At 29.6% G+C, this 24068-nt stretch carries 24 protein-coding genes; 8 read left to right on the forward strand and 16 right to left on the reverse strand.

Annotation, left to right across the window (positions count from 1 at the left end):
* The first annotated feature begins 8 nt into the window (after window positions 1-8).
* The 4 genes from AB8B22_RS06820 to AB8B22_RS06835 are packed head-to-tail and all read left to right on the forward strand — an operon-like array spanning window position 9 to window position 3059.
* Entirely contained in the window at window positions 9-929 is a 921-nt protein-coding gene (locus AB8B22_RS06820) for a pseudouridylate synthase (RefSeq protein WP_369710545.1), read from the forward strand.
* 41 nt (window positions 930-970) lie between these two features.
* Window positions 971-1387 carry an HD domain-containing protein gene (locus AB8B22_RS06825; RefSeq protein WP_369710546.1) on the forward strand — a complete coding sequence of 139 codons (417 nt, stop codon included), beginning with the start codon at window positions 971-973 and terminating at the stop codon, window positions 1385-1387.
* Between the two features lie 40 nt (window positions 1388-1427).
* Window positions 1428-2363 (forward strand): RluA family pseudouridine synthase, encoded by a 936-nt coding sequence (locus AB8B22_RS06830; RefSeq protein WP_369710547.1) that lies wholly within the window; start codon window positions 1428-1430, stop codon window positions 2361-2363.
* Between the two features lie 3 nt (window positions 2364-2366).
* Window positions 2367-3059, forward strand: a complete 693-nt coding sequence (locus AB8B22_RS06835) for a ribonuclease HII (RefSeq protein ID WP_369710548.1) — start codon at window positions 2367-2369, stop codon at window positions 3057-3059.
* A gap of 78 nt (window positions 3060-3137) precedes the next feature.
* Here the strand turns inward: AB8B22_RS06835 and AB8B22_RS06840 are convergent, their stop codons facing one another.
* The 5 genes from AB8B22_RS06840 to AB8B22_RS06860 all read right to left on the reverse strand — a co-directional run bounded on the left by AB8B22_RS06840 (window position 3138) and on the right by AB8B22_RS06860 (window position 8958).
* Window positions 3138-3716: a hypothetical protein gene (locus tag AB8B22_RS06840; protein WP_094080120.1), complete on the reverse strand. Its 579-nt coding sequence runs from the start codon at window positions 3714-3716 to the stop codon at window positions 3138-3140.
* Window positions 3717-3922: 206 nt separating this feature from the next.
* The gene (locus tag AB8B22_RS06845; RefSeq protein ID WP_369710549.1) at window positions 3923-4681 is read right to left on the reverse strand and encodes a nitroreductase family protein; all 759 of its coding nucleotides are present in this window, start codon (window positions 4679-4681) and stop codon (window positions 3923-3925) included.
* Between the two features lie 135 nt (window positions 4682-4816).
* Window positions 4817-6205 (reverse strand): glycogen synthase, encoded by a 1389-nt coding sequence (locus tag AB8B22_RS06850; RefSeq protein WP_094080118.1) that lies wholly within the window; start codon window positions 6203-6205, stop codon window positions 4817-4819.
* A 66-nt stretch (window positions 6206-6271) separates the two neighbouring features.
* Window positions 6272-7522 (reverse strand): glucose-1-phosphate adenylyltransferase, encoded by a 1251-nt coding sequence (locus AB8B22_RS06855; protein WP_369710550.1) that lies wholly within the window; start codon window positions 7520-7522, stop codon window positions 6272-6274.
* A 233-nt stretch (window positions 7523-7755) separates the two neighbouring features.
* Complete coding sequence (locus tag AB8B22_RS06860) at window positions 7756-8958, reverse strand: argininosuccinate synthase (protein ID WP_369710551.1); 1203 nt, start codon at window positions 8956-8958, stop codon at window positions 7756-7758.
* A gap of 157 nt (window positions 8959-9115) precedes the next feature.
* On the opposite strand from AB8B22_RS06860, the gene AB8B22_RS06865 reads away from it, so the two are divergent.
* Together AB8B22_RS06865 and typA are read left to right on the forward strand one after the other, a co-directional pair.
* Window positions 9116-10189, forward strand: coding sequence for a M24 family metallopeptidase (locus AB8B22_RS06865; RefSeq protein ID WP_369710552.1), 1074 nt, complete (start codon window positions 9116-9118; stop codon window positions 10187-10189).
* A 99-nt stretch (window positions 10190-10288) separates the two neighbouring features.
* Window positions 10289-12109, forward strand: a complete 1821-nt coding sequence (typA, locus tag AB8B22_RS06870) for a translational GTPase TypA (RefSeq protein ID WP_369710553.1) — start codon at window positions 10289-10291, stop codon at window positions 12107-12109.
* Between the two features lie 70 nt (window positions 12110-12179).
* Here the strand turns inward: typA and AB8B22_RS06875 are convergent, their stop codons facing one another.
* Entirely contained in the window at window positions 12180-13955 is a 1776-nt protein-coding gene (locus AB8B22_RS06875) for a 1-deoxy-D-xylulose-5-phosphate synthase (RefSeq protein ID WP_369710554.1), read from the reverse strand.
* Window positions 13956-14191: 236 nt separating this feature from the next.
* On the opposite strand from AB8B22_RS06875, the gene trhA reads away from it, so the two are divergent.
* Window positions 14192-14869 (forward strand): PAQR family membrane homeostasis protein TrhA, encoded by a 678-nt coding sequence (gene trhA, locus AB8B22_RS06880; RefSeq protein ID WP_094080112.1) that lies wholly within the window; start codon window positions 14192-14194, stop codon window positions 14867-14869.
* A gap of 92 nt (window positions 14870-14961) precedes the next feature.
* The gene (locus AB8B22_RS06885; protein ID WP_094080111.1) at window positions 14962-15531 is read left to right on the forward strand and encodes a helix-turn-helix domain-containing protein; all 570 of its coding nucleotides are present in this window, start codon (window positions 14962-14964) and stop codon (window positions 15529-15531) included.
* 135 nt (window positions 15532-15666) lie between these two features.
* Here AB8B22_RS06885 and lgt read toward each other — a convergent pair whose 3' ends face one another.
* From lgt to AB8B22_RS06935, 10 genes are all read right to left on the reverse strand, one after another.
* Complete coding sequence (gene lgt / locus AB8B22_RS06890) at window positions 15667-16677, reverse strand: prolipoprotein diacylglyceryl transferase (RefSeq protein ID WP_369710555.1); 1011 nt, start codon at window positions 16675-16677, stop codon at window positions 15667-15669.
* Window positions 16678-16701: 24 nt separating this feature from the next.
* Entirely contained in the window at window positions 16702-17793 is a 1092-nt protein-coding gene (locus AB8B22_RS06895) for a pyridoxal-phosphate-dependent aminotransferase family protein (protein WP_369710556.1), read from the reverse strand.
* A gap of 27 nt (window positions 17794-17820) precedes the next feature.
* Window positions 17821-18657, reverse strand: a complete 837-nt coding sequence (kdsA, locus tag AB8B22_RS06900; protein ID WP_369711936.1) for a 3-deoxy-8-phosphooctulonate synthase — start codon at window positions 18655-18657, stop codon at window positions 17821-17823.
* 110 nt (window positions 18658-18767) lie between these two features.
* On the reverse strand, window positions 18768-20045 hold the full coding sequence (locus tag AB8B22_RS06905) for a bifunctional folylpolyglutamate synthase/dihydrofolate synthase (RefSeq protein ID WP_369710557.1): 1278 nt from the start codon (window positions 20043-20045) through the stop codon (window positions 18768-18770).
* 40 nt (window positions 20046-20085) lie between these two features.
* Window positions 20086-20355 carry a 30S ribosomal protein S16 gene (gene rpsP / locus AB8B22_RS06910; RefSeq protein WP_094080106.1) on the reverse strand — a complete coding sequence of 90 codons (270 nt, stop codon included), beginning with the start codon at window positions 20353-20355 and terminating at the stop codon, window positions 20086-20088.
* Window positions 20356-20455: 100 nt separating this feature from the next.
* Window positions 20456-21280 carry a diacylglycerol kinase gene (locus tag AB8B22_RS06915; protein WP_369710558.1) on the reverse strand — a complete coding sequence of 275 codons (825 nt, stop codon included), beginning with the start codon at window positions 21278-21280 and terminating at the stop codon, window positions 20456-20458.
* Between the two features lie 184 nt (window positions 21281-21464).
* Window positions 21465-21929 carry an rRNA maturation RNase YbeY gene (gene ybeY, locus AB8B22_RS06920; RefSeq protein ID WP_369710559.1) on the reverse strand — a complete coding sequence of 155 codons (465 nt, stop codon included), beginning with the start codon at window positions 21927-21929 and terminating at the stop codon, window positions 21465-21467.
* 88 nt (window positions 21930-22017) lie between these two features.
* Complete coding sequence (locus AB8B22_RS06925; RefSeq protein WP_369710560.1) at window positions 22018-22428, reverse strand: hypothetical protein; 411 nt, start codon at window positions 22426-22428, stop codon at window positions 22018-22020.
* Window positions 22412-23419 (reverse strand): HDIG domain-containing metalloprotein, encoded by a 1008-nt coding sequence (locus AB8B22_RS06930; protein ID WP_369710561.1) that lies wholly within the window; start codon window positions 23417-23419, stop codon window positions 22412-22414. Before AB8B22_RS06930 ends, AB8B22_RS06925 begins: the two co-directional genes overlap by 17 nt.
* On the reverse strand, window positions 23409-24056 hold the full coding sequence (locus tag AB8B22_RS06935) for a hypothetical protein (RefSeq protein WP_369710562.1): 648 nt from the start codon (window positions 24054-24056) through the stop codon (window positions 23409-23411). Before AB8B22_RS06935 ends, AB8B22_RS06930 begins: the two co-directional genes overlap by 11 nt.
* Window positions 24057-24068 lie beyond the last annotated feature (12 nt).

The following is a 24068-nucleotide window of genomic DNA, read 5'->3' on the forward strand; positions in this document are numbered from 1 at the left end:
TATAAAAAATGGATTTAAAAATAAAAAATTTAGAAAATAAAAATTATGAAAATTTAAGAAAATTTGAAAATACAAAATATTTTGGATATTTATTTTTTGTCAAATATGATGGAAAAAAATTTGATTCTTTTGACGAAAATCCGAATAAAAGAAGCGTAAAACTGGAATTTAAAAATCTTCTTTTAAAAAATGGAATTAAAAATTTTTCTGCAATTCAGCAGGCTGGAAGAACAGATGCTTTTGTTAGTGCAAAAGAAAATGTTTTGTATTTGAATTTGAAAAAAGTTCTGGATTTTTCGCAATTAAAAATAAAAAAGATAAATGGACTTGAGATAAAAGAAATAAAAAGGACAGTTCCGTTTTTAGAATTTCCTGAAATGATTAAAAAAAGGTATTATATTTACGAATATCCAGAAAAACTTATTAAAAATGACGACAAAAAAATTGAATTGATTTGTGAGAAAGTTTCTGGAAAAAAAGATTTTTCAGAGTTTACGAATAAAAAAGGTAAGCAATTAAAAGAAAAAATAAGAGAAATTTTTGTTTCGTATAAAAATAAAAAATTATATTTTTCTGGAAATAAATTTTTGCCACAGCAAGTGAGAATTATGAGCAATTTTATTCTGAACGATAAAAAAAGTGCTCTTTCTGGAAAATATTTGACACTTGAAAAAGTTGAATTTGCAGATGAGATGAAAAAACTGATTTTTGAAAAAGTTGAAAAGTTTGAAGATTTATTTTGCAAAAAAAATTATTTTGAAAAAAATGAATTTGAAGAACTTGAAAAAATCCAAAAAATTGAAAAAAATGCTTATTTTACGGTGTTTTTTGTGAAAAATAAAGACAAAGGGCAATTTATTGGAAAAAAGGGAAAAAATATTAAAAAAATTAAAAAAGTTGTTGGAAATGTTGTTGTAAAAGCATTGTAAAAAAATTTAAAAAATTTTTGAAAAAAGGTGTGATAAATAAAATGAATGTTTTTAAAAAATTTTATGATTATTATTTCCCAAAAATTAATAAGGCATATATGGCTGAAATGATTAAAATTCTTGACGAAAAAGAAAAAAAAATTTTTTTGGAAATGTCTGAATACGACAAATTTCATTCTTTAGAAGTTCTAAAAAAAATAAAAAAAACTGAGTTGAAAAATGAAAAAATATATCTGAAATTAGCACTTTTACATGACTGCGGAAAAGGAAAAGCATCGTTTTTTAAAAGAGTTTTGCACAAATTTGGATTTTTTACAAAACTTCAAAATCATCCAAAAATTGGGGCAAAAAAATTGGAAAATATTGATAAGGATTTATCAGTTTTGATTGAAAACCATCACAAAAAAAATTATTCACAAAAGATGAAAATTTTTCAAAAATGCGATGACGAAAGTTAGAATTTTTAATTAAACAAAAATATTTGAGAAAGGAAAAAATTTGGAAAAGCAAAAGGAAAAAATAATTATTTCAAACGAAAAATCTGGAACTCGAATTGACAAGTTTCTTGCCGAAGAATTTGATTTAACAAGAACAAGAATCCAAAATCTCATAAAAGATGAAAATATTTTGGTAAATGGCAAAAAGACAAAAGCATCTTATAAAATTGAAGAAAACGATGAAATTGAAATGGAAATTCCAAAACTGGAAGAAATTGAAATTAAACCAGAAAATATTGAAATTAATATAGTTTACGAAGACGAAGATTTGGCAATTATAAATAAAAACGCTGGAATGGTTGTTCATCCAGCTCACGGACATAACAGCGGAACACTTGTAAATGCAATTATGTATCACATTAAAGATTTATCGGGAATTAACGGAAAAATCAGACCTGGAATTGTCCACAGACTTGACAAGGACACAAGTGGACTTATAATTATCGCTAAAAATGACAAATCACATTTAAAATTGTCAAATATGTTTTCTACAAAAGAAATAAAAAAAACATATCTCACAATTGTAAAAGGAAAAATAAATAAAAAAAGTGGGCGAATTGTGACAAATATTGGACGAAATAAATTAGATAGAAAAAAAATGGCAGTTGTCGATGCAACAAATGGAAAAAATGCGATTACAAACTTTGAAGTTTTGGCTCAAAATGAAAAATTTTCATTTGTGAAAGTAAACATTGAAACTGGAAGAACGCATCAAATCAGAGTTCATATGAAATATTTGGGATTTCCAATTTTGGGAGATTCAACTTATGGAAGAAGTGATTCTGAAAAAAGACAGATGTTACACTCTTATAAACTTGAGTTTAATCATCCAGCTTCAAATGAAAAAATGATGATTTTTGGGGAATTGCCACAGGATTTTAAAAAAGCACTTAAAAAATGTGGATTTGAAGATTTTGAAAAAATTATAGAAGGTTAAATTATGAAAACAGAAAAAAAAGAAGAAAACGAAGAAAAGAATGCAAAAAGAGAAAAAATTATAAAAGAAAAAAATAAAAAAGAAGATTTTGAAAAACACGATTTAAAAAAATTTGACGAAAGTTTTGGAAAAATTGTTCTTGGAGTTGATGAAGCTGGAAGAGGACCTCTGGCTGGACCTGTAGTGGCAAGTGCAGTAATTATAAAAAATGATTTTGATGAAATTGTGGAAATTAACGATTCTAAAAAGTTAATTGAAAAGAAAAGAGAAAAACTGTATGAAGCAATAATTTCAAATTGTATTGTCGGAGTTGGAATTGCTTCAAAGACAGAAATTGACGAAATAAATATATTAAATGCAACATTTCTTGCTATGCGCCGTGCTATTGACAAAGTTAAAGAAATTGCAGATTTTGACATTGTGCTTGTTGATGGAAATCACAAAATAAGAGAATTTAGCGGTGAACAAGAATGTGTTATAAAAGGAGATTCAAAATCTCTAGCAATTGCTGCGGCTTCAATTGTGGCTAAAGTCACAAGAGATAAAATGATGTGTGAAATAGCTAAAGAATTTCCTGAATATAATTTTGAAAAGCATAAAGGTTACGGGACAAAAGCTCACAGGGAAGTTTTGCTTAAAATTGGACCTTGTAAATATCACAGAAAATCATTTTTGAAAAAAATTTTTAATAATTAATTTAATAAAAAAATCAAGATGTTTGTTATCTTGATTTTTTAATTTTTTATTTGTTTCTTTATTTTCTTTTTTATTTTTTTATTTTTCTTCTACAACTTGCCACTTATTATCCGAACCTTTTTCAAATTTAACTGTAGAAGTCGCTAAATTTACTTTTGGTGTTTTTGACAAATAGTCGTATTCCAATTTGATGTAAGCGTCTATATCAAGCTCTATTTCATCTTTGCTATCGTCAATTTTTAGGATATATTTTTTAGCGTTATCTCCCAAATATTTGTTTAAAGCATTTTCATCGTAACCTTTTATCAAAAATACAACTTCTCCGTCATTTCCTTTTTCATTAACTTTGTAAACAGAAACTACATATGGCTCTAAAAGCATTGTTGTAGCATCCTCCCACTGTTTTTTTATTGTTGGGTTATTTGACTTTGAAACATATTTATCTATGTCTGGATTTATTGATTTTGACATCTCTCTGGAACTATAATTTGCAATTTCCTGTAATACTTTTGCGTAATCTTGCGCTGCGGTGTTCAACGAATCATATTTTTTTACTGCTTGTGTCTCTGACGTTGCAGATGCTGAAAAAGAATTGGACATAATTCCAAATTGTCCCAATACAAATAGTCCCATTGCCATTTTTTTCCAATTTAACATTAATTTCCTCCCGATTGACAAAATTGTAATTTTTTATTTTGTCTTTGCAATATTTTTTTATTACTTTTTATTTCTGTCATTTTTTCATTCGACAACACATTATAATACAAAACAAAATTATTTACAACAATTTTTTTGACCAAGGAGTTAATTTTTAAGATAATGTTTTTATTTTAAATTTTTTTAATTATAATTTTAATAAAAATCTACTTTTCTTCAATTTCGTCTAAAACATCAAATCCTTGTGATTTTAGAGCTTCAACCAATTTATTGTGTGGATTTTCATAAATTCTTACAATCATTTCTTTGTAAGAAGGCAATTGTGAAGTATTGTTTTCGTTTCTCCAAGCGACCATATCTTTTTCGTGTTCCTCCACTCCTTCTTCCACTTTTTTAGCGTCATATTTATCAAAAAATACAAACGAGTCAAACGGCACTCTAGGTTTTAATCTTGAAAGCGGTCTATCTTTAGGTACTCCAAGTGCTGCACCAACTATAGGAATTACATATTGTGGAAGTTCTAGCATTTCTGAAAATTCTTTTAGCGAACTTCTTATTGCTCCAATCACAGTCATTCCATATCCCAAAGCATTTACAGCCGTTTCTATAGCATTTACCATTATTCCCGCATCAACAGCTCCCACGACAACTCCGTCCGCTGTCTTAGGCCCAACATTTCTTTTTCCAACAGAATTTGCGGCGTATGTAGAACGGTAAAAGTCCGCTAATACAAATATAAAAGCATCACATTCTTCGATATGTTTTTGATTGTGAGATAATTCTGAGATTTTTTTCAATTTATCCTTATCTCTTACGACAATCAATGAAATTTGCTGTCCATTTACTGAACTTGCAGCTCTTTGCGCAGTTTTTAAAATTAATTCTAAATCTTCATCTTTAATTTTTTCCCCTGTAAATTCTCTCACAGAACGTCTATTTTGTAATAATTTTATTGTTTCATTCATTTTTAACACTTCCTTTATATTTATATTTTTTATTTCTTAAATTCAATTATATCATATTAAATTTTGATTATCAATTATTTTTTCTAAAAAAATAACGGAATCGTAAAAATTCCGCTACCTTTATATTTTTTCAAATTAATGAGATTTCGCTTCTTCGTATAATTTTACATATTCTTTAGCTGATTTATCCCAAGAAAAATCTAATTCCATATTTCTTTCGACCAATTTTTTCCAAACATCTGGTCTGTCATAATATATTCCTTCAGCTACTTTTATCGTAAATAACATATCATCTGCATTGAAATTTGTAAATGAAAAACCATTTCCTTCGTCTGTAAATACATTATAAGGTTTAACTGTATCTTTTAATCCACCTGTTTCACGTACAATTGGAACAGTTCCAAAACGCATTGCTATCATTTGGCTAAGCCCACATGGTTCATATCTTGAAGGCATCAAGAACATATCGCTTCCCGCATAAATTTCGTTAGCAAGTTCTGCATTGTAACCCAAATAAACTTTAAATTTATTAGGATATTTCCAAGCCAAATAATTGTAATAATCTTCATAAAATCTATCTCCACTACCTAAAATCACAATTTGAACAGCATCGTACTGCAAAAGATTTTCAAGTGCTGCACTTACCAAATCCAGCCCTTTTCCTTCAACAAGTCTGGAAATTATTGAAATTACTGCATCATCTGATTTTGGAAGCCCTAATTTTTCCTGCAATTTATATTTATTTTCTTTTTTCTTATCAAGATGATCTTTGTCAAAAGGAATAACTCCTTTTGTATTTCTAGGATCAAATACATTGACATCAATTCCATTCAAAATTCCATAAATTTTTTTATGATTTGTAATCCATTCAAGTCCTTCGCTGAAATAAGGATATTTTATTTCTTCAGCATAAGTCGGACTAACTGTATTTACAACATCTCCAGAACCAATTCCTATTTCCATAAAATTCAAGTCATTTCTGTCATTCATATAATATCCCATTCTCTCAAAAGACCGTTTAGAAAATCTTCCTTGATACATCAAATTATGAATTGAATAAACTGTTCTCATATCCCAATAAAATGGATCGTAGTTGTATCTCACGTTCAAAAAATACGGAACAGGTCCTGTTTGCCAGTCATTGCAATGTAAAATATCTGGCTGTAAATTTATTTCTTTTAAAAATCTAAGTGCTAATTCAGAAAACATCGCATATTGAATATCTTCGTCATAATCCCCGTAAACTCTTCCACGCTCGTATAGAGCCTTATTTTCAATAAAATAATAGTTAATTTTGTCATCTGGATATCTGACTAAATTAAAAATATCTCCGTGACTTTCAAGTCTTGCCACCCATTCCAGCTTTTCTAAAAATTTTAGTGGAATTTTATCATATTTTGGCATTATTATTGAAACCTCGTGTCCCAATTCCTGCATTTTTTTTGGTAGTGCACCCATTACATCTGCAAGACCACCAGATTTGTAAAATGGAGCTACTTCTGACGCTAAATAGACTATTTTCAAATTAAACCACTCCTTGTATTCTTTTATAAAGAAATCGGGGAAATCCCCGAAATCTTTTTTACATTTTTATTTTACTGTTTCTCCAGTTTCAACAGTTCTGTTATGTGGATCAACTCTTACACCGCTAAGTATTCTTACGTTTTTACCGATGATTGAACCATCAGGTATATGAACACCTTTTCCTATAACAGTAATTCCTGAAGATAATAAATCAGGTCTTTCTTTGTTAGGAATATCAGCATTTCCATTTCCTATAAATGAATTTTTTCCGATATATGTGTTTTTGTCAGCAATTATAGTATCTAGGTGAGAATTTTCATCTATATAAGTTCCTGAGAAAATTATGCTGTTTCTAACTGTTGCCCCTTTTCTCACTGTAACACCTGGTCCTAATACTGAATTTTGAACACTTCCTTCGATTTTACATCCATTACAGATTAATGAGTTTTGAACATTTCCTGTTATTCCTATTCTAACTGGTGCTAAATCTTCACTTCTAGTGTAAATTTTCCAATCTTTGTCATATAAGTTAATTCCAACTTCTTCAGATTTTTTAATCAAATCCAAGTTTGCTTCAAGGTATGAATCATAAGTTCCTACATCTTTCCAGTAACTGTCGTAAGTGTGAACATAAACTTTTCTATCATTTTGAATCATTGCAGGAATTACATGCATTCCAAAGTCTAAATCATCATTTGGAAGACCTTCAAGATATTCTAACAAAGTGTCAGTGTTAAAAATATAAATTCCCATTGAAGCTAAATTGCTTTTTGGTTCAGCAGGTTTTTCTTCAAAACTAAGAATTTTTTTATTTTTATCTACTTCAAAAATTCCAAATCTACTTGCTTCTTCAATTGGCACAGGTTGAACTGCAATTGTAAGTTCAGCGCCATTTTCTTCGTGTTCTTTTAACATCCATTTATAATTCATTTTATAAATGTGATCACCTGATAAGATTAATACATATTTTGGATTTTTATTTTTTATAAACTCTATATTTTGTCTGATTGCGTCAGCTGTCCCTCTATACCAAGAGTTTCCGCTAAGCTTTTCATGTGGTTGCAACATTGTGATACTTGAATCTCTTCTGTCAAAATCCCATGGTCTTCCTGAACCAATATGCTCATTTAATGACAATGGCAAATACTGAGTTAGAAGTGCAACATCATAAATTCCTGAATTTGAGCAATTACTAAGTGCAAAATCTATAATTCTAAATTTTCCAGCAAATGGAACACTAGGTTTAACTCTTTTTTCTGATAAGATGTCAAGTCTAGATCCTCTTCCACCAGCTAATATCATAGCTAACATTTCCATATTTATTACCTCCATTTTTATCTTACACTAAAGTATACCCCCATTTTTGAAAAAATCAAATAGTATTTTCAAATTTTTTTATATTTTTATCATAAAATTTTAGATTTATAAAAATTTTAACAAAAATTTCCTATTTTTTACAAAAAAAAGCCTCTAGTTTTAACTAAAGACTTTTATAAAATCATATATTTTGTGAAATATTATTTTTTAGCAATTATTTTCAAAATTACTGACTATTTATGTTTTTTATAAGCTCTTATTCTATTTGGAAGCGAGAATAATTTTATAAATCCTTCGGCATCTTTATGGCTGTATAGCTCACTTGCTCCAAACGATGAAATTCCTTCGTCGTAAAGTGCAAAGTCGGTAAACCTTCCAGCAATTTTTACGCTTCCTTTATATAATTTTAATCTTATTGTTCCATTTACATTTCTTGAAGTTTCGTCAACAAAAGCGTCAAGTCCTTCACGAAGCGGTGTGAACCATTGTCCAGCGTAAGTTAAATCAGCATATTTTCTTGAAACTAATTTTTTAAATTCAAATGTATCCTTGTCAAAAATCAATGTTTCCAAATCCTTTAGCGCTTCCATAAGAAGTGTTCCACCTGGGGTTTCATAAATTCCACGGGATTTCATTCCAACAAGTCTGTTTTCAACGATGTCGATTACCCCAACTCCATTTTCTCCTGCAATTTTATTTAATTTTCTAAGCAAGTCAACTGGTTCCAAATCTTCTCCGTCAACTTTAGTTGGCCAACCTTGCTCAAAAGTTATTTCTACATAAGTTGGTTTATCTGGTGCTTTTTCAGGCGGTGTTGTCATCACATAGACAATATCTTCCTTGTGTTCATTTTCAAGACCTTCAATATCTCCACCTTCATGTGAAATATGCCATAAATTTTGATCTCTTGAATAAATTTTTTCTTTTGTAACATTTATTTTTATGTCAAATCTTTGAGCATAGTCAATTGCATCTTCTCTTGATGAGATGTCCCAAATTCTCCATGGAGCTATAATTTGAATTGTTGGATCTAATGAAAATACACCTGTTTCAAATCTTACCTGATCATTTCCTTTTCCTGTACATCCATGACAAATGTATTTTGCTCCTTCTTTGTGCGCAACTTCCACAAGTACCTTCGAGATTAGTGGTCTTGCAAATGACGTTCCAAGTAAATATTTATTTTCATAGACTGCTCCTGCTCTTAATGCTCGGAATGCATAATCTTTCACAAATTCTGCTTTTTTATCTTCCACATAAACTTTAGAAGCTCCTGATTCAATTGCTTTTTGCTTTACAGAACTCATATCTTCGCTTTGTCCCACATCTACGCAACAAGCGATTACTTCTAAATCATAGTTATTTTTTAACCAAGGTATAATAATCGATGTATCTAATCCGCCTGAATAGGCTAATACTACTTTTTCTTTTGCCATTTTTATCTCCTTATAATTTTTTGATAAGTAAAATTTATCATATTTATAGGTTAAAGTCAACAACATATCACGAATTTCACAAAAATTTATTGCTTTTTTTCATTTTTTTGTGCTAAAATTATATAATAAAAAAATTAATGAAAGAAGGTTAAAAAATATGGAAAATAAAACACAAAAATTGGAAAATATTTTAAAAAAATTAAATATTGATGGACTTTTTCTAACAGATATGTACAATCTCAGATATTTTACAGGATTTACTGGAACAACTGGAGCAGCTCTTGTTACAAAAGAAAAAAAATATTTTTTTTCAGATTTTAGATATAAAAAACAAGCGACTGAGCAAGTTACAAAAATGGGATTTGAATTTGTAGAAAGCAGAACTTTGGTTGCATCAGCTGGAGAATTTATGAAAAAATTGGGCTTAAAAAACGTGGGATTTGAAGACAACAATGTTTCATTTGCACTTTATCAAACAATAAAAGAAAATTTCAGTTCAGAACTTACTCCTGTAGGAAATGAATTGATTTTGCAAAGAATGAAAAAATCTGAAAAAGAGATTGAAATTATTAAAAAAGCTATTGAAATAAGCGATATTGCTTTTACTGAAGTGCTTGGCATAATTAAAGAAGGAGTTTCTGAAAAAGAGATAGCGGCTCATTTGGAATACACTCAAAGAAAATGGGGAGCTTCTGACAGATCATTTGACACAATTGTCGCAAGTGGACTAAGATCTGCCATGCCACACGGAGTTGCAAGTGACAAAAAAATTCAAAAGGATGAATTTATTACAATGGATTTTGGAGCATATTACGACGGCTATGTTTCCGACATCACAAGAACTGTATATTATGGACAAAATATTACAAATAGACATAGAGAAGTTTACAACACAGTTTTAGCTGGACAACTTCTTGGAATTAAAACAATTAAAGCTGGAATGTATACAGATGAAGTTGACAAAACTGTAAGAGATTTTTTTGAAAGCAAAAATTTAGGAGAATATTTTGGGCATGGATTGGGACATGGAATTGGGCTTGAAATTCATGAATTGCCGTATTTATCTAAATCTCAGCACTTAGAACTTGAAGAAAATATGATTGTGACCGTTGAGCCTGGACTTTATTTTGATGGCTTTGGTGGAGCCAGAATTGAAGATGATGTCGTTGTAACTAAAAATGGATGTGAAGTTTTGAATAAAAGTCAAAAAGAATTGATTGTCATAGAATGATTTTTTGGCAATAAAAATACAAAAAAGTTTAATAATATGGTATAATAATTATGAAATAGAATATAATTAAATGATAGAAGGAGAAAAACACAAAAAAGAATGAGTAAAATTAAAAATATTGCAATTATTGCCCATGTCGACCATGGGAAAACTACGCTTGTAGATGCACTTTTAAAACAGGCTGGAACATTTGGAGAACACGAAAAAGTTGATGAAAGAGTGATGGATAGTGACGATTTGGAAAAAGAAAGAGGAATTACAATTTTTTCTAAAAACGCTTCATTTCATTATCAAGGATATAAAATAAATATCGTCGATACACCAGGACATGCGGATTTTGGTGGAGAAGTACAGAGAATATTAAAAATGGTTGATTCTGTTTTGCTTTTGGTTGACGCTTTTGAAGGAGTTATGCCACAGACAAAATATGTGTTAAAACAAGCACTAGAACATGGATTAAGACCAATTGTAGTCGTAAATAAAATTGACAGACCAAATTCTGACCCTGACGCTGTCGTAGATTCGGTATTTGATTTATTTGTTGAACTTGGAGCAAACGATATTCAGCTAGATTTTCCTGTTGTTTACGCTTCAGCCAAAAATGGGTATGCTAAAATTGAGTTAGAAGATGAAAATAAAGATATGAAACCACTTTACGACATGATTATGCAACACGTTGAAGATCCTGAAGGAGATGCTTCTGAACCGCTTCAAATGCTAATCACTAATACAGAATACGACGAATATGTCGGAAAACTTGGAACTGGAAGAATTTATAACGGAAAAATTTCTAAAAATGAAGAAGTTACTCTTATCAAAAGAAACGGAGATTTGGTAAACGGAAAAATTTCTAAAATTTACGGATATGACGGACTTAAAAAAATTGAAATGGAAGAAGCGCTAGCTGGGGATATTGTTACAATTGCGGGAATTGATAAAATTGATATAGGAGAAACCGTTGCAGATAAAGAAAATCCTAAACCACTTCCATTAATTGACATTGATGAGCCAACACTTGCGATGACCTTTTTAGTAAACGATTCACCTTTTGCTGGACAAGATGGAAAATTTGTAACTTCGAGAAATATTTTGGAGAGACTTCAAAAAGAAGTTAATCACAATGTAAGTATGCGACTTGAAATGACTGACTCTCCTGATGCATTTATTGTAAAAGGTAGAGGTGAATTGCAGTTATCTATTTTATTGGAAAATATGAGAAGAGAAGGTTATGAGGTAGCCGTGTCAAAACCAGAAGTTATTTACAAAGAAGAAAACGGGAAAAAAATGGAGCCAATTGAACTTGCTATAATTGATGTTGCTGATGAATTTGTCGGAGTCGTTATTGAAAAACTCGGCCTTCGTAAAGGGGAAATGGTAAATATGAATCAAGGAACTGACGGTTATACAAGACTTGAATTCAAAGTACCGTCAAGAGGACTTATCGGATTCACAAACGAATTTTTGACTGAAACAAGAGGAACTGGAATCTTAAACCATTCATTCTTTGACTACGAACCTTTCAAAGGGGAAGTTACAAATAGACATCGGGGAGTTTTAATAGCGATGGAACCTGGAACAAGTTTAGGTTATGCGCTAAATAATCTTCAAGCAAGAGGTACGCTATTTATCGGTCCTGGTGTGGAAGTATACGAAGGAATGATAGTTGGAGAGCACTCAAGGGAAAATGACTTGGTCGTAAATGTCTGCAAAGGTAAAAAACTTACAAATATGAGGGCTGCAGGGAGTGATGATGCTGTAAAATTAGCGCCGCCAAAAGAATTTACCCTAGAATTAGCACTTGAATACATTGAAACTGACGAACTTGTAGAAATTACACCTAATTCAATAAGACTTAGAAAAAAATATTTAAAAGCTAACGACAGAAAAAAAATTGAAAATGGGACAACGAGCAGAGTGTAAAAATATTTTAAATCTATAAAAAATTTACATAAAAAAAGAGAATAGAAAAATTATTCTCTTTTTTATTTTTTTATTTTAATACTTTCAAAATATCCTCAACAATTTGCTCTTTTGTAAGGCTATTGTTTTCAAAAAATACATCATAAGGAACTTCATCCGTAAATTCTTTTTTAGCCCCCACATTAAGCACTTTCATGTCAGAAGTCCCGTAAAAATTAGAGATTTTTGTCCCAAATCCGCCTTCTTTTTGACCACTTTCCAATGTAACCACCAATTTGTGATTTTCTTTTAATTCATTCAACAAATTTTCATCAACACCACTTATAAATCTTGGATTTATTAATGTTGCATCAATTCCATCTTTTTCTTTTAGCAATTTCTTCACTTCTTTACCTAATGCAAAAAATTCTCCCAATCCAACAATCGCCACATCTTTTCCTTTTTCCACAACTTTGTAGCTATTCAAGTTAGAATAATCTTTATCCACATCAGTTTCAGAATGTTGAACTGCTCCACCAGGCACTTTTATAAATACTGGATTTTCATTTTGATCAATCGCCCAGTCAAGCATTGCCAAATATTCCTCCTTCGTAGTTGGTGCCAAATACACAATATTCGGTATATTTGAAATCATTGGTATGTCAAAGTATCCCAAATGTGTTACATCATTCATACCTTTTAATGTTCCGCCGAATACTAAAGTAACCGTTGGCGCTTTATTTATTGCAATATCATGAGATATTTGGTCGTAAGTTCTTTGAACAAAAGTACTAATTACCCCAAATACTGGTTTTGCACCATTTGTTGCCATTCCTGATGAAAAAGTTGTCGCATGTTCTTCAGCAATTCCAACATCAACATATTGTTTTCTCAATTTATCCAATTTTTCTCTTCTGTCTTTTGTAAATCCAAATCCCATAGGAACACCAGCGTTAATAAATGTAACTGTGGGATCTTTTTCCATTTTATCTGTCAAGAAATCAAATGTTATTGTTCCAAATTCCTCTTTTGGTTCAGGTTTAGTTTTTGGTTCTCCTGTTTTTGGATCAAAATTTGCATTATAATGCCAAGGTTCTCTATCTTTTTCAGCATATGGCAATCCTTTTCCTTTTATTGTATGAATATGTAAAACTATTGGATGATCAATGTCTTTCACTTCTTCAAATACTTCAATCAATTTATTAATATCATGTCCATCAGCCACATATTTATAATCCAAACCAAGCGATTTAAAGAAATTATTTGGTGCCTCACCATTACTTTCTCTCAATTCCCTTAAATTTTTATACAATCCACCATGATTTTCCGAAATTGACTGATCATTATCATTCGCAATAATTAGCAGATTTTCACCTTGTTCAGCAGCATTGCTCAATCCTTCATAAGCAAGTCCTCCACTTAGAGAACCATCTCCAATCACAGCAATTATATTTTCTTTAGCACCTCTCAAATCTCTAGCTTTTGCAAGTCCTTTCGCCAAACTAACTGATGTTGAAGTATGTCCAACCCTAAAGAAATCATGCTCACTTTCATCTTGGTCAGTATACCCATTAACAGTTTTAAATTTATCCTCATAAAGAAATCCATCTTTTCTCCCTGTTAAAATTTTATGCGGATAAGCCTGATGCGACACATCAAACACAATTTTATCAATTGGCGAATTAAACACATAATGCAAAGCAATTGTCATTTCAACCACACCAAAATTAGGTCCCACATGCCCTCCTTTAGGATAATTTGTCAATCTATTTAATAACGCTTTTCTTATGTCAGCCGCTAATTCAACCAATTCTTCTCTTTTTAAATTTTTTAAATCTTTTGGACTATTAATTTTGTCTAATATCATTTTTAAATTCCTTTCATATTTTAAATTTACTGCAAGTATTATACACTATAAATACACTTCAAGTCTAATACTTTTTTTGAATTTCTTGCAAATAAAGTTCTGAATACTTTTACGTCGATTAATAAAATTTTAAATGTAATTATTTTATAAGGGAAAAAAAATATTTAATAAAATCTTTTATGATATTATTACATATAATATATATAAATATTATATTTATTTTGAGAGGAAAATTTATGAAAAAAACGGTTAATAAAAATCAAGTTTCAAAAATAAATATTAAAGATGCCGAAACATTTACACATGGAGAAGAAATAGGTAATTTTGTAAGTCACACTGTTGGGTCAGGACTTTCGATTATCGCACTTTTTGTTCTTACAATAAGAGCTAGTCTGACAAGAGATGCAGGGACTATTGTTTCATTTATGGTATTTGGATTTGGATTGACTGTTCTTTATACAATGTCGTCCATATATCACGGTTTACATCCAGGTATTGCAAAAAAAATTTTTGAAATATTGGATCATTCTGCAATTTACATTTTAATTGCAGCAACGTATACACCTTTCCTATATCTTGTTGTAGATTCTCCTACGAATAAAATTATTTTAGCTTTACAATGGACAACTTGTTTTTTAGGAATTTTATTTAAAGTATTTTTTACTGGGAAATTTAAGGTATTTTCCACTCTAATATATCTTTTTATGGGATGGATGATTGTAATAGCTTGGGGAAGTTTAATAACAAATATAAATAAAGTATCATTAATTTGCCTTGTAATAGGTGGTCTTTTATATTCATTAGGCACTATTTTTTATCAATGGAAAATATGTAAATTTAACCATATGATTTGGCATATTTTTGTAATGCTGGGAAGTATCGCCCATTTTATTTCTGTATTTTATCTAATATAAATATATTTATTTGTAAATTATACTAAAAAATTGACTACTCTTTCAGTGAAGTGGTTGTTTTTTTCAAAAAATTAATTGAAAGGAACTATTTAATGGGAAGAAAATCAAAAATATCCAACGAACTGAAAATCAAACTTGTAAAAAAAATGTTAGAAGAAAATGAGAGCATTAGAAATATCACCAAAGAATATGGTATTTCAAAATCAGCCCTGACAACTTGGAAAAAAAAATATATTGAATTAGGGGAAAAAAGTATTTCTACATCAGAAAAAAATAGACATTATTCAAAAGAAATCCGTGAAAAAGCCGTTTTGGAATATTTAAATGGTCAAAGCTCTCTATTTGAAGTTTGCAAAAATTACAACATTTCTTCAGTTAGCGTATTAAATTATTGGATTCGGGATTATAGAAAAAATAGAGATTTAGACGGAAATATTATTCGTCATAAAAAACATATAAGAATTGATTTAGAAAAAAAAGTCAGTATTGTGGAATATTGCATTGCCAACTACCACAACTACAATGAAACCATAAAAAAATTTGGTATTTCATACCAGCAGATTTACTCTTGGGTAAAAAAATATGAAAAAGATGGCATTAAAGCCTTAGTTGATAATCGTGGAAAAAGTGGAAAAAAAGGTAATAAAAAAAATAATAAATAATAAATAAAATTCCTAAAAAACTATCTCGACACCTTGATAGTTTTTTTATAAATTCTATTTAAATAAAAAAATAATGATAAATAAAAAAACTATTTTAAAGCCAAATTTTTATGACTCTAAAATAGTTTTTATTTTTTATGTTTTAATCTCTTTTTCATCAGAATCTTTTGTTGTATCATTTTCAGAAATTTGTTCGCTATTCAAATCAACTTTTTTTGTTTCTTCATTTTCATTTGAACTTGACTTTGTCTTTGTTTCTTCAATTGGAACGAATTTTCTTTCAGGTTTACTAAAATATATTATTCCAATTATTGCACCAATAATCATAACAATGCTTATTAAATAAGGCATTCTTATCGAAGTTCCTGGAAATCTCAAATCTTCAGCTCTAAATGTACTTACAAACATTCTAATAAATGCATACATTATTAAGTAAATCATTGTCAGCACTCCAGGATTTTTTTCTTTTTTTCTAAAATAAAACCATAAAATTATAAATCCTATTAAATTTAAAAATCCTTCGTATAACATCGCTGGATGCAACGGCAAATTTGGAAATTCTGAACCTGCAGGAGTATCTAGTGGAAATGTTATTCCCCAAGGTACAACTTCTTTAAATTTTGCTTGCATATCAGCACCCATCGCCTGATACTGTGCCCACCATTCGTTAAATCTTCCAGAAAAAATAACGCTAAGTGGTGTAAATGTAGGCACTCCATGGATTTCTCCATTCGCCAAGTTTCCAAAACGACCTAAAAATTGACCAAATAGTAACGCTCCAACAGCCATATCCGTTAAAACCCACAAATTAATTTTTCTTTTTTTGGCAAACAGATAAGCTCCTATAAATCCACCTATTATTCCACCGTGAATTGCAAGTCCACCTTGCCAGACATAAAATATAGACAGCGGATTTCCCACATAATCTGAAAATCTAAAGATTACATAATAAATTCTTGCGCCGATAAGCCCTGCAAGTATTGTTGAAAATGCAAAATCCTCGATGATTTTTCTGTCAGTAATTCCCCGTTTTTCTGCCACATCATCAGAAAGTCCAATAAATATCCCACATAAAAAAGCTAAAATATACATAAGACTATATATTCTAAGTTCAAACTCTCCGATTTTAAATAAATACGGCTTCATTCATCTCTCCTATCTTCTTTCTTCCTATTTTCCCAGCTGTTTTTTCACTTCTTCTTCAAAAATTACAAAAAAGTCATCAATTTGTTCTTTTGAAATTTCTCCCAAAATTCCAATTCTCATAAGACTTTGTGCATATTTTCCTTTTCCACCTGTAACTGTGTATCCTTTTTCTTCTAGAGCTGAAATTATTGATTTTATGACAATATCTTCCCTGTAAATTGAAATAAGCGTATTTGTTCTATTTTCTTCAGTTTTTACAAGTAATTTAAATCCTAATTTTTGTGCTTTTTCTTCAATATATTTTCTCAAATTTCGTTTTTCAGAAATAATATTTTCAATTCCTTTATTTACCAAATCTTTTAGTGACGCATTAAGTGCCAAAACTAAAGCAATTGCTGGAGTATATGGAGTTTCGTTGTTATCGTCAAAATATTTTTTATATTGTTTCAAATCAAAATAATATTTTGGTAAATCAGATTTTTCCATCGCTTTTTCAGCTTTGTCACTAATTGCAACAAACGCCAATCCTGGTGGTATTAAAAAGGCTTTTTGGCTTCCCGCTATTGCAACATCAACTCCCCAACCGTCAAAATCAAAGTCATTTACCACAAGTCCACTAATTGTGTCAACTGCCAAAATAATATCAGTATTTTTAGTTAAATCACCAACTGCTTTTACATCGTTTAAAATTCCAACTGAAGTTTCGCTGTGAGTCATCAGAATTCCTTTTAAATCTGGATTTTCTGAAATAACTTTTTTTACATCAGATAATTCATAGCTTTCTCCAAACTCATATTGTAAATTTATTACATCAAGCCCATAAATTTCTCCAATTTTTCTAAATCTATCTCCAAAATATCCAGTATTAATTGCCAAAACTTTGTCTCCTTTTGAGAAAAAGTTTACAACTGCTGCTTCCATAACTCCAGTTCCTGACGAAGTTATAACCGCCACATCATTTTTTGTTTTAAAAATTTTTTTCAAATATTCGTTATTTTCTTTCATATATTTTCTGAACTCAGGCGTTCTATGATGAATAATATCTTTTCCAAAAATTTCTAAATATCTTTCAGGTATATTTGTAGGTCCTGGTGTCAATAATAATTTTGAACTCATAATAATTTTCCTCCTAAATTTTATTTTTTATAATTCTTTTGTTAATTTATCGTATTTTAATAAATTTGTTAAAATTTCTTCAACATTTTCTAATTTTAACATATTTGGTCCATCTGAAAGCCCTTTGTCAGGATCTGGATGAACTTCTGCAAAAATTCCGTCAACTCCGACAGAAACAGCCGCTCTAGCTAGTGGATAGACATATTCTCTGTTTCCGCCTGTGCTATCTCCTTTTCCGCCTGGAATTTGTACCGAATGTGTCGCATCAAAAACAACTGGAAATCCAAATTTCCTCATTTCCAAAAGTCCTCGCATATCCACAACTAAATTGTTGTAGCCAAAAGTCGCTCCTCTTTCACAAAGCATTATATTTTCATTGCCAACTTCACAAAATTTATTTACGACATTTTTCATATCCCAAGGTGCCAAAAACTGTCCTTTTTTTATATTTACAGCTTTTCCAGTTTCTGCCGCTGCTACAAGTAAATCCGTCTGTCTGCATAAAAATGCCGGAATTTGCAATAAATCAATAACTTCTTTAGCTTGTTTGCACTGCCAAGGTTCGTGAATATCCGTCGCCAATGCCACGCCATATTTTTCTTTAACTCTCGCTAAAATTTCCAAGCCTTTGTCTATGCCTGGTCCACGAAAAGATGAAATTGAAGAACGGTTAGCCTTGTCAAAAGATGCTTTGAAAATATAGTTAATACCTAATTTGTCAGTAATTTCTTTCATTTTTTTTGCAACTTCCATGACCAGATCTTCAGATTCAATCACGCAAGGTCCTGCAATAAGAAATATTTTTCCATTACCAACTGTTATTTTATCAGTAATTTTTACTTCTTTCACTTTATCTATCAACATAACTTTTATCCTTTCTGAAAAACTTCTTTTATATTTTACCACAACATCAATTTTTTTGCTAACTTTTTTTAATTTCTAAAAAATAAAAATTTTACTTTTTTCAAATTCTTTTAATTTTTATTTTCAAATAATTTTTTAAATTTTGCAATTTCATAAAATGAGCCACAAATAACAATTGCTTTATATTTTTCCAATTTTTTTGCCTTTTTATAAGCAGCTAAAATATCGTCTTCAAAAACAATTTTTTCAAAAAATTTCTCTTTATTTTCAAACTTTTCGATTTCTTTTTTTATTTCATAAGAAGACATTCCGTAAGTCACATCTTTTAGCGAAGTTATAAAAATTTTGTCCGAAAACTCTTGGATTTTCTCAAAAATTGGCACAAAATCTTTTGTCTTTAACATCGAAGTTATAAAAATCACTTCATTTTTTTTATATAAAAAAGACAAATTTTCAAACAAAACTTTCATAGAATCTTCGTTGTGCGCCACATCCAAAATTACAAACGGATTTTTTGAAAAAATTTCAAATCTTCCAAACAATTTTAAATGATTAATTCCATTTTGAATATCTTTGTCAGAAATTCCAAATCGTTTTGCAATTTCATAAGAGAGCAAAAAATTATTTCCTTGAAATTTCCCAAAAAGTGGCAATTCAAACTTTTTAATCTTTTTATCATCTTCAAATTTTATAGTTGTTGTAAAATTTTTTTTATCAAGTTCAATATCAATATTTTTATATTTTTTCAAAACATTAATAGATTTTTTAGTTTTTTTATTTATTTCGTTCTCAAGTTCAGCTAAATTTTGTGAAAAAATACAAATCTCTCCATTTTTTATAATCCCAGCCTTTTCAAAAGCAATTTCCTTCAGCGTGTTTCCAAGTATTGCCGTATGGTCAAAACTCACATTTGTTATTACCGAGATTACTGAATTTACAACATTTGTCGCATCAAGTCTGCCACCTAAGCCTGTTTCCAAAATTATAAATTCCAGATTTTCTTCTTCAAAAAATAGAAGTGCAACAAAAGTTGTGATTTCAAAAAAATTAATTTTTAATTTTAATTCACTCAATATTTTTTTTACAACTTCATAATATTTTTGTATTTTTTCATCGGAAATCATCTTTTTATTTGAAACAATTCTCTCGTTATATTTCAAAATGTGTGGCGAAGTAAATTTCCCCACATTGTACCCCGAATAAAAAAATATATTTTCTAAAAAAGCGCTAGTTGAGCCTTTTCCATTTGTTCCAGCAATGTGAATTACTTTCCTATTTTTACACGGTTCTCCCAAAAGTTTATAAACTTTTTTCAAATCATCAATATTTTCTCTACGACTTTTATTTCTCAAGCTAAAAATTTCTTCTAAAATTTTTTCTATTTTCATATTTTTCCTTTATACAAAAAAAGAGCTTTACGCTCTTTTACTATTTTTTCTTAGTTTCTTGGAATTTTTCCCACACACCTGCTTTAGTTAAAATACTTCTTACTGTGTCTGTTGGTTGAGCTCCATTTGTTAAATATTTTAAAATTTCTTCTTCTTTTAAAACAACTTGTTTGTCATCTTCAGCAAGCGGATTATAAGTTCCTAAATAAGCAACTGCTTTTCCATCTCTTTTAGATAAATTTTCCATTGCAGCTATTCTATAAAAAGGTACTTTTTTTCTTCCTAATCTAGTTAATCTTAATTTTAACATTAATATTCCTCCAAATTTTTATTTACTAAAAAGATTATACAAAAAAAATCAATTTATGTCAAGTATTTTTTCTTTACAAAAAGATAAAATTAAAAAGACTTTAATTATACAAAATTCCAAATTTTATCATAATAAACATTATTGCAAATGCGACTAAAAATCCCAGTATTCCACCTGCGACAACTTCCTTTATGCTATGAATTCCAGCTTTTACACGGCTTTGAGCGACAAGTCCCGCCATAAATAGCACCAAAATTAAAACTCTCACATCGCTTATCATAAAAATTAAAATTCCAAAAGTTGCAAAAGCTATTGCACTATGTCCACTTGGCATTCCACCTTCAAGCGGAGTCCCTTTATTATAAAACGACTTTATGACTATCACAAGAATCGAAACCAAAATTAAAATTAAAATCGAAATATTTCCCTTTCTTCCAGCAATTATGTGCAATCTATTCTGAGTATCGAAAATATCAAGTAGTTTATCATAAAACAGCAAATATCCAACACAGACCGCATTTATTGCCGCAACTAAAACCGCTCCTGCAGCAACATCCTTGGCTAATTTTGCAAGTGGATGGCGCTCTGGAGAAATTAAATCTACAAGTGCTTCAACCGCAGTATTTATAAGTTCTGTAATAATTACAAAAGCAACGGATATTGAAACTAGCAAAATTTCAACTTTACTCGCATTTGTCAAAATTGCAAGAATTACTATTAAAATTGCGGAAAGTGTATGAAACTTCATATGCTTTTCATTTTGCAGTGCTGACATCAGTCCTTCTATCGCATAATTAAAGCTTTCAACAAGGCGTCTGTCGTGCTCCCTCTCTTTTCTTATATCCAAATTATATCTATCTTTTTTATGAAAAAACGAAAAAATTCCTTTTTTTCTTTCTGTTTTTTTTATTTTTTCTTCTTCCATTTTTTCTTTATTCTCTCTATTCTCTCTTTTTATTTCTTTATTCTCTTTATTTTCTCTATTTTCTTCTTTTTTTATTTTCTTTACTTTCTTTATTTAAATTTTTTCCTTTTTTTCATCATTTTTTGTTGCTTTATTTTCTCTCTCGTCTGCCATAAAATTGCACCTTCTTCCTATTTTTTAGATCTTAATCTCTTTCATAATTGAATGCAGCCAAAATTTCTTCTTCTCTTTTTCTCATAACAACTTTATCATCTGGGTCGATGTGGTCATATCCCAGTAAATGTAACATCCCGTGACACAAAACATAATAAAATTCCCTTTTGTCAGAGTGTTCATACTCACTTGACTGCTCTTTTACCCTATCAATTGAGATAACAATATCTCCCAGCATATTTATTTCTCCAAAATTTTCTGTTTCGTTATACGCAAAAGAAATCACATCTGTCGGCATATCTTTGTTTCTGTATTCAAAATTAATTTTCCGTATTTCTTCATTTGTTGTAACCAAGATGGATAAATAATATTCATTTTCATCGTATTCTTCCTTTTTTTCATCTTTTAAAATATAGTTTACAAATTCCTTTATTTTATCTTCATCAAAGAAATCATCTATTTTTGGTATATCATAACTTATATCTACATCTAACATTTTTTCTCTCTTTTCTTTTATTTTTTAATTTTTATTTCTATTTATTTATTTTTGTTTTTATCACTATTTTTTCCCTTTCTCTTTAACTTTATTTTTTGATTTTTTCATCCATTTTTGGATATTTAATTCTTTCGTGATACACACCTTTTAATGTTATGACAAAAGACTGTATTATTTTTTCAATTTCTCCCAATGTAAGATTTGCATCTGACAGCTGATTATCTTCAATTTTAGTTTTTACTAAATATCTGATAAACCGCTCGATACTTTCCTTACTTTTATTTTCAAGCGTTCGGGTTGCCGCTTCCACAGTATCCGCCAAAAGTATGATTCCTGATTCCTTTGTTGATGGCTTTGGTCCGCTATATCTGAAATTGCTCTCAATAACTTCTTCTCCACTTTCCAGTGCCTTATAATAAAAATATTGAGTTAAAGTTGTGCCGTGATGCTCCAATATCACATTTAATACTTCTTTTGGAAGTTTATTCTCTTTTCCCATTATATATCCATCTTTTGTGTGAGAAGTCAATATTAATGCACTTAGTGACGGCTTTATCTTGTTGTGCGGATTTAAGCCACCACTTTGATTTTCCACAAAAACTCCTACTTTTCATCTTTCCTATATCGTGATAATATGAAGCTATTCTCGCAAATGTGGCATTTGCTCCTATTGATTCCGCCGCACTTTCTGCAAGAGCTCCAACCATTATGCTGTGATGGAATGTCCCGGAAGCTTTAAGCAGCAACTGTTTTAGCAAAGTGTGTGAAAAATCACTCAATTCTAATAATTTCATATCAGTCAGAATATCAAATGTATTTTCAAAATACGGAAGAAGCCCCACGGTTAAAACTCCAGTTAAAATTCCAGAGCCAACAGATTCAATGATTAAAACTCCTATAAGCGTTATTTCCATCTGATTGACCATTCCATAACTAAATGTGATTATTGACTGAAAAATTCCTAAAAATAAACTGATTTTTATTATATCACTTCTATTTGTCAATTTATCAGCTTTATAAATTGCGGCAAGAGTCATCGCTATCATTATAAATAGCCAAAATTCTTCTCTTGATAATATTATCATATCCATAAATGTAATTATTGCCGCAAACATTCTATCCCCTAAAATTGTCGCTATAATTGGTAAAGTTGAAAACGGAATTAAATACACGATAAGCGGAAATTTATTAAATGTGTAAACATATATCAAATTCAATATAATAAGTGTTATACAAATCGCAAAATATACATTTGATTCAACCACATTTCTAGAATTTTTTTTCAAGACATAATAAAGTAAACTTACTGCAATGATAAAAGTACAAGTTAAACCAATCACTTTTTTTATTTTATCTTCCGTCCTAACAAGATTTAATTTTTTTAATTTCAAATAAGTATTGGCATCTATAACTTCACCTTTTCTTACAATAATATCCCCTTTATAAATTTTAATTTCCCTGTTCCGTAAAAAATCAATGCTATCCGCCACTTTTTTCAGTTTCTTTGTCGTTAATTCTTAAATTTGGCTTCACAAAATTTTCGAGTAATTTCATATCCAAATAATCTATTTCTAGATCTTTTTTTCTCACAATCTTTTCTAAATCTTCTTTTTTTAATATCCCTGCACTATAAATTTTTGAAATATAATCAGCAAGATTTCCAGTATATTCGACATCTTCATTTCTTTTTATTAAATTTCTTATATCTTCAGGAGTAAAATTATAATTATTTCTGTAAATATAACTCTGTATTTCCTCATCTGAAGAAGTTTTCAAAAGATTAATTTCCCTAAAAAACTTATTTATGCTAATTAAAGTTTGCTTATTCATTCCTGGAATTCTGTCAAATTCAGGCGTCGTTGTCTGAAGTATCCTGTCTTGAAGTATATCGTCAACCAAATCTGTCAAGTAAATTACATCTTTTGGTGCAATGATGTCAGAATTTGCCACACTTCCAACTTTATAGTCAACTTTTAATTTTGAATATTCTATAAAAAAACCAAAACAGAAAAAGAGTACTACAAATCCCAAAAATCTTTTTTCAAAGTGACTTTTTTTTTCCTTTTTTTTCCTTTTTGCCTTTTTTATTTCAAATATAAATTCCCGACTCAAAATTTTTATTCTCATTTTCTCTCCTTT

It is taken from the genome of Leptotrichia rugosa (assembly GCF_041200005.1).
Lineage (GTDB): Bacteria > Fusobacteriota > Fusobacteriia > Fusobacteriales > Leptotrichiaceae > Leptotrichia > Leptotrichia rugosa.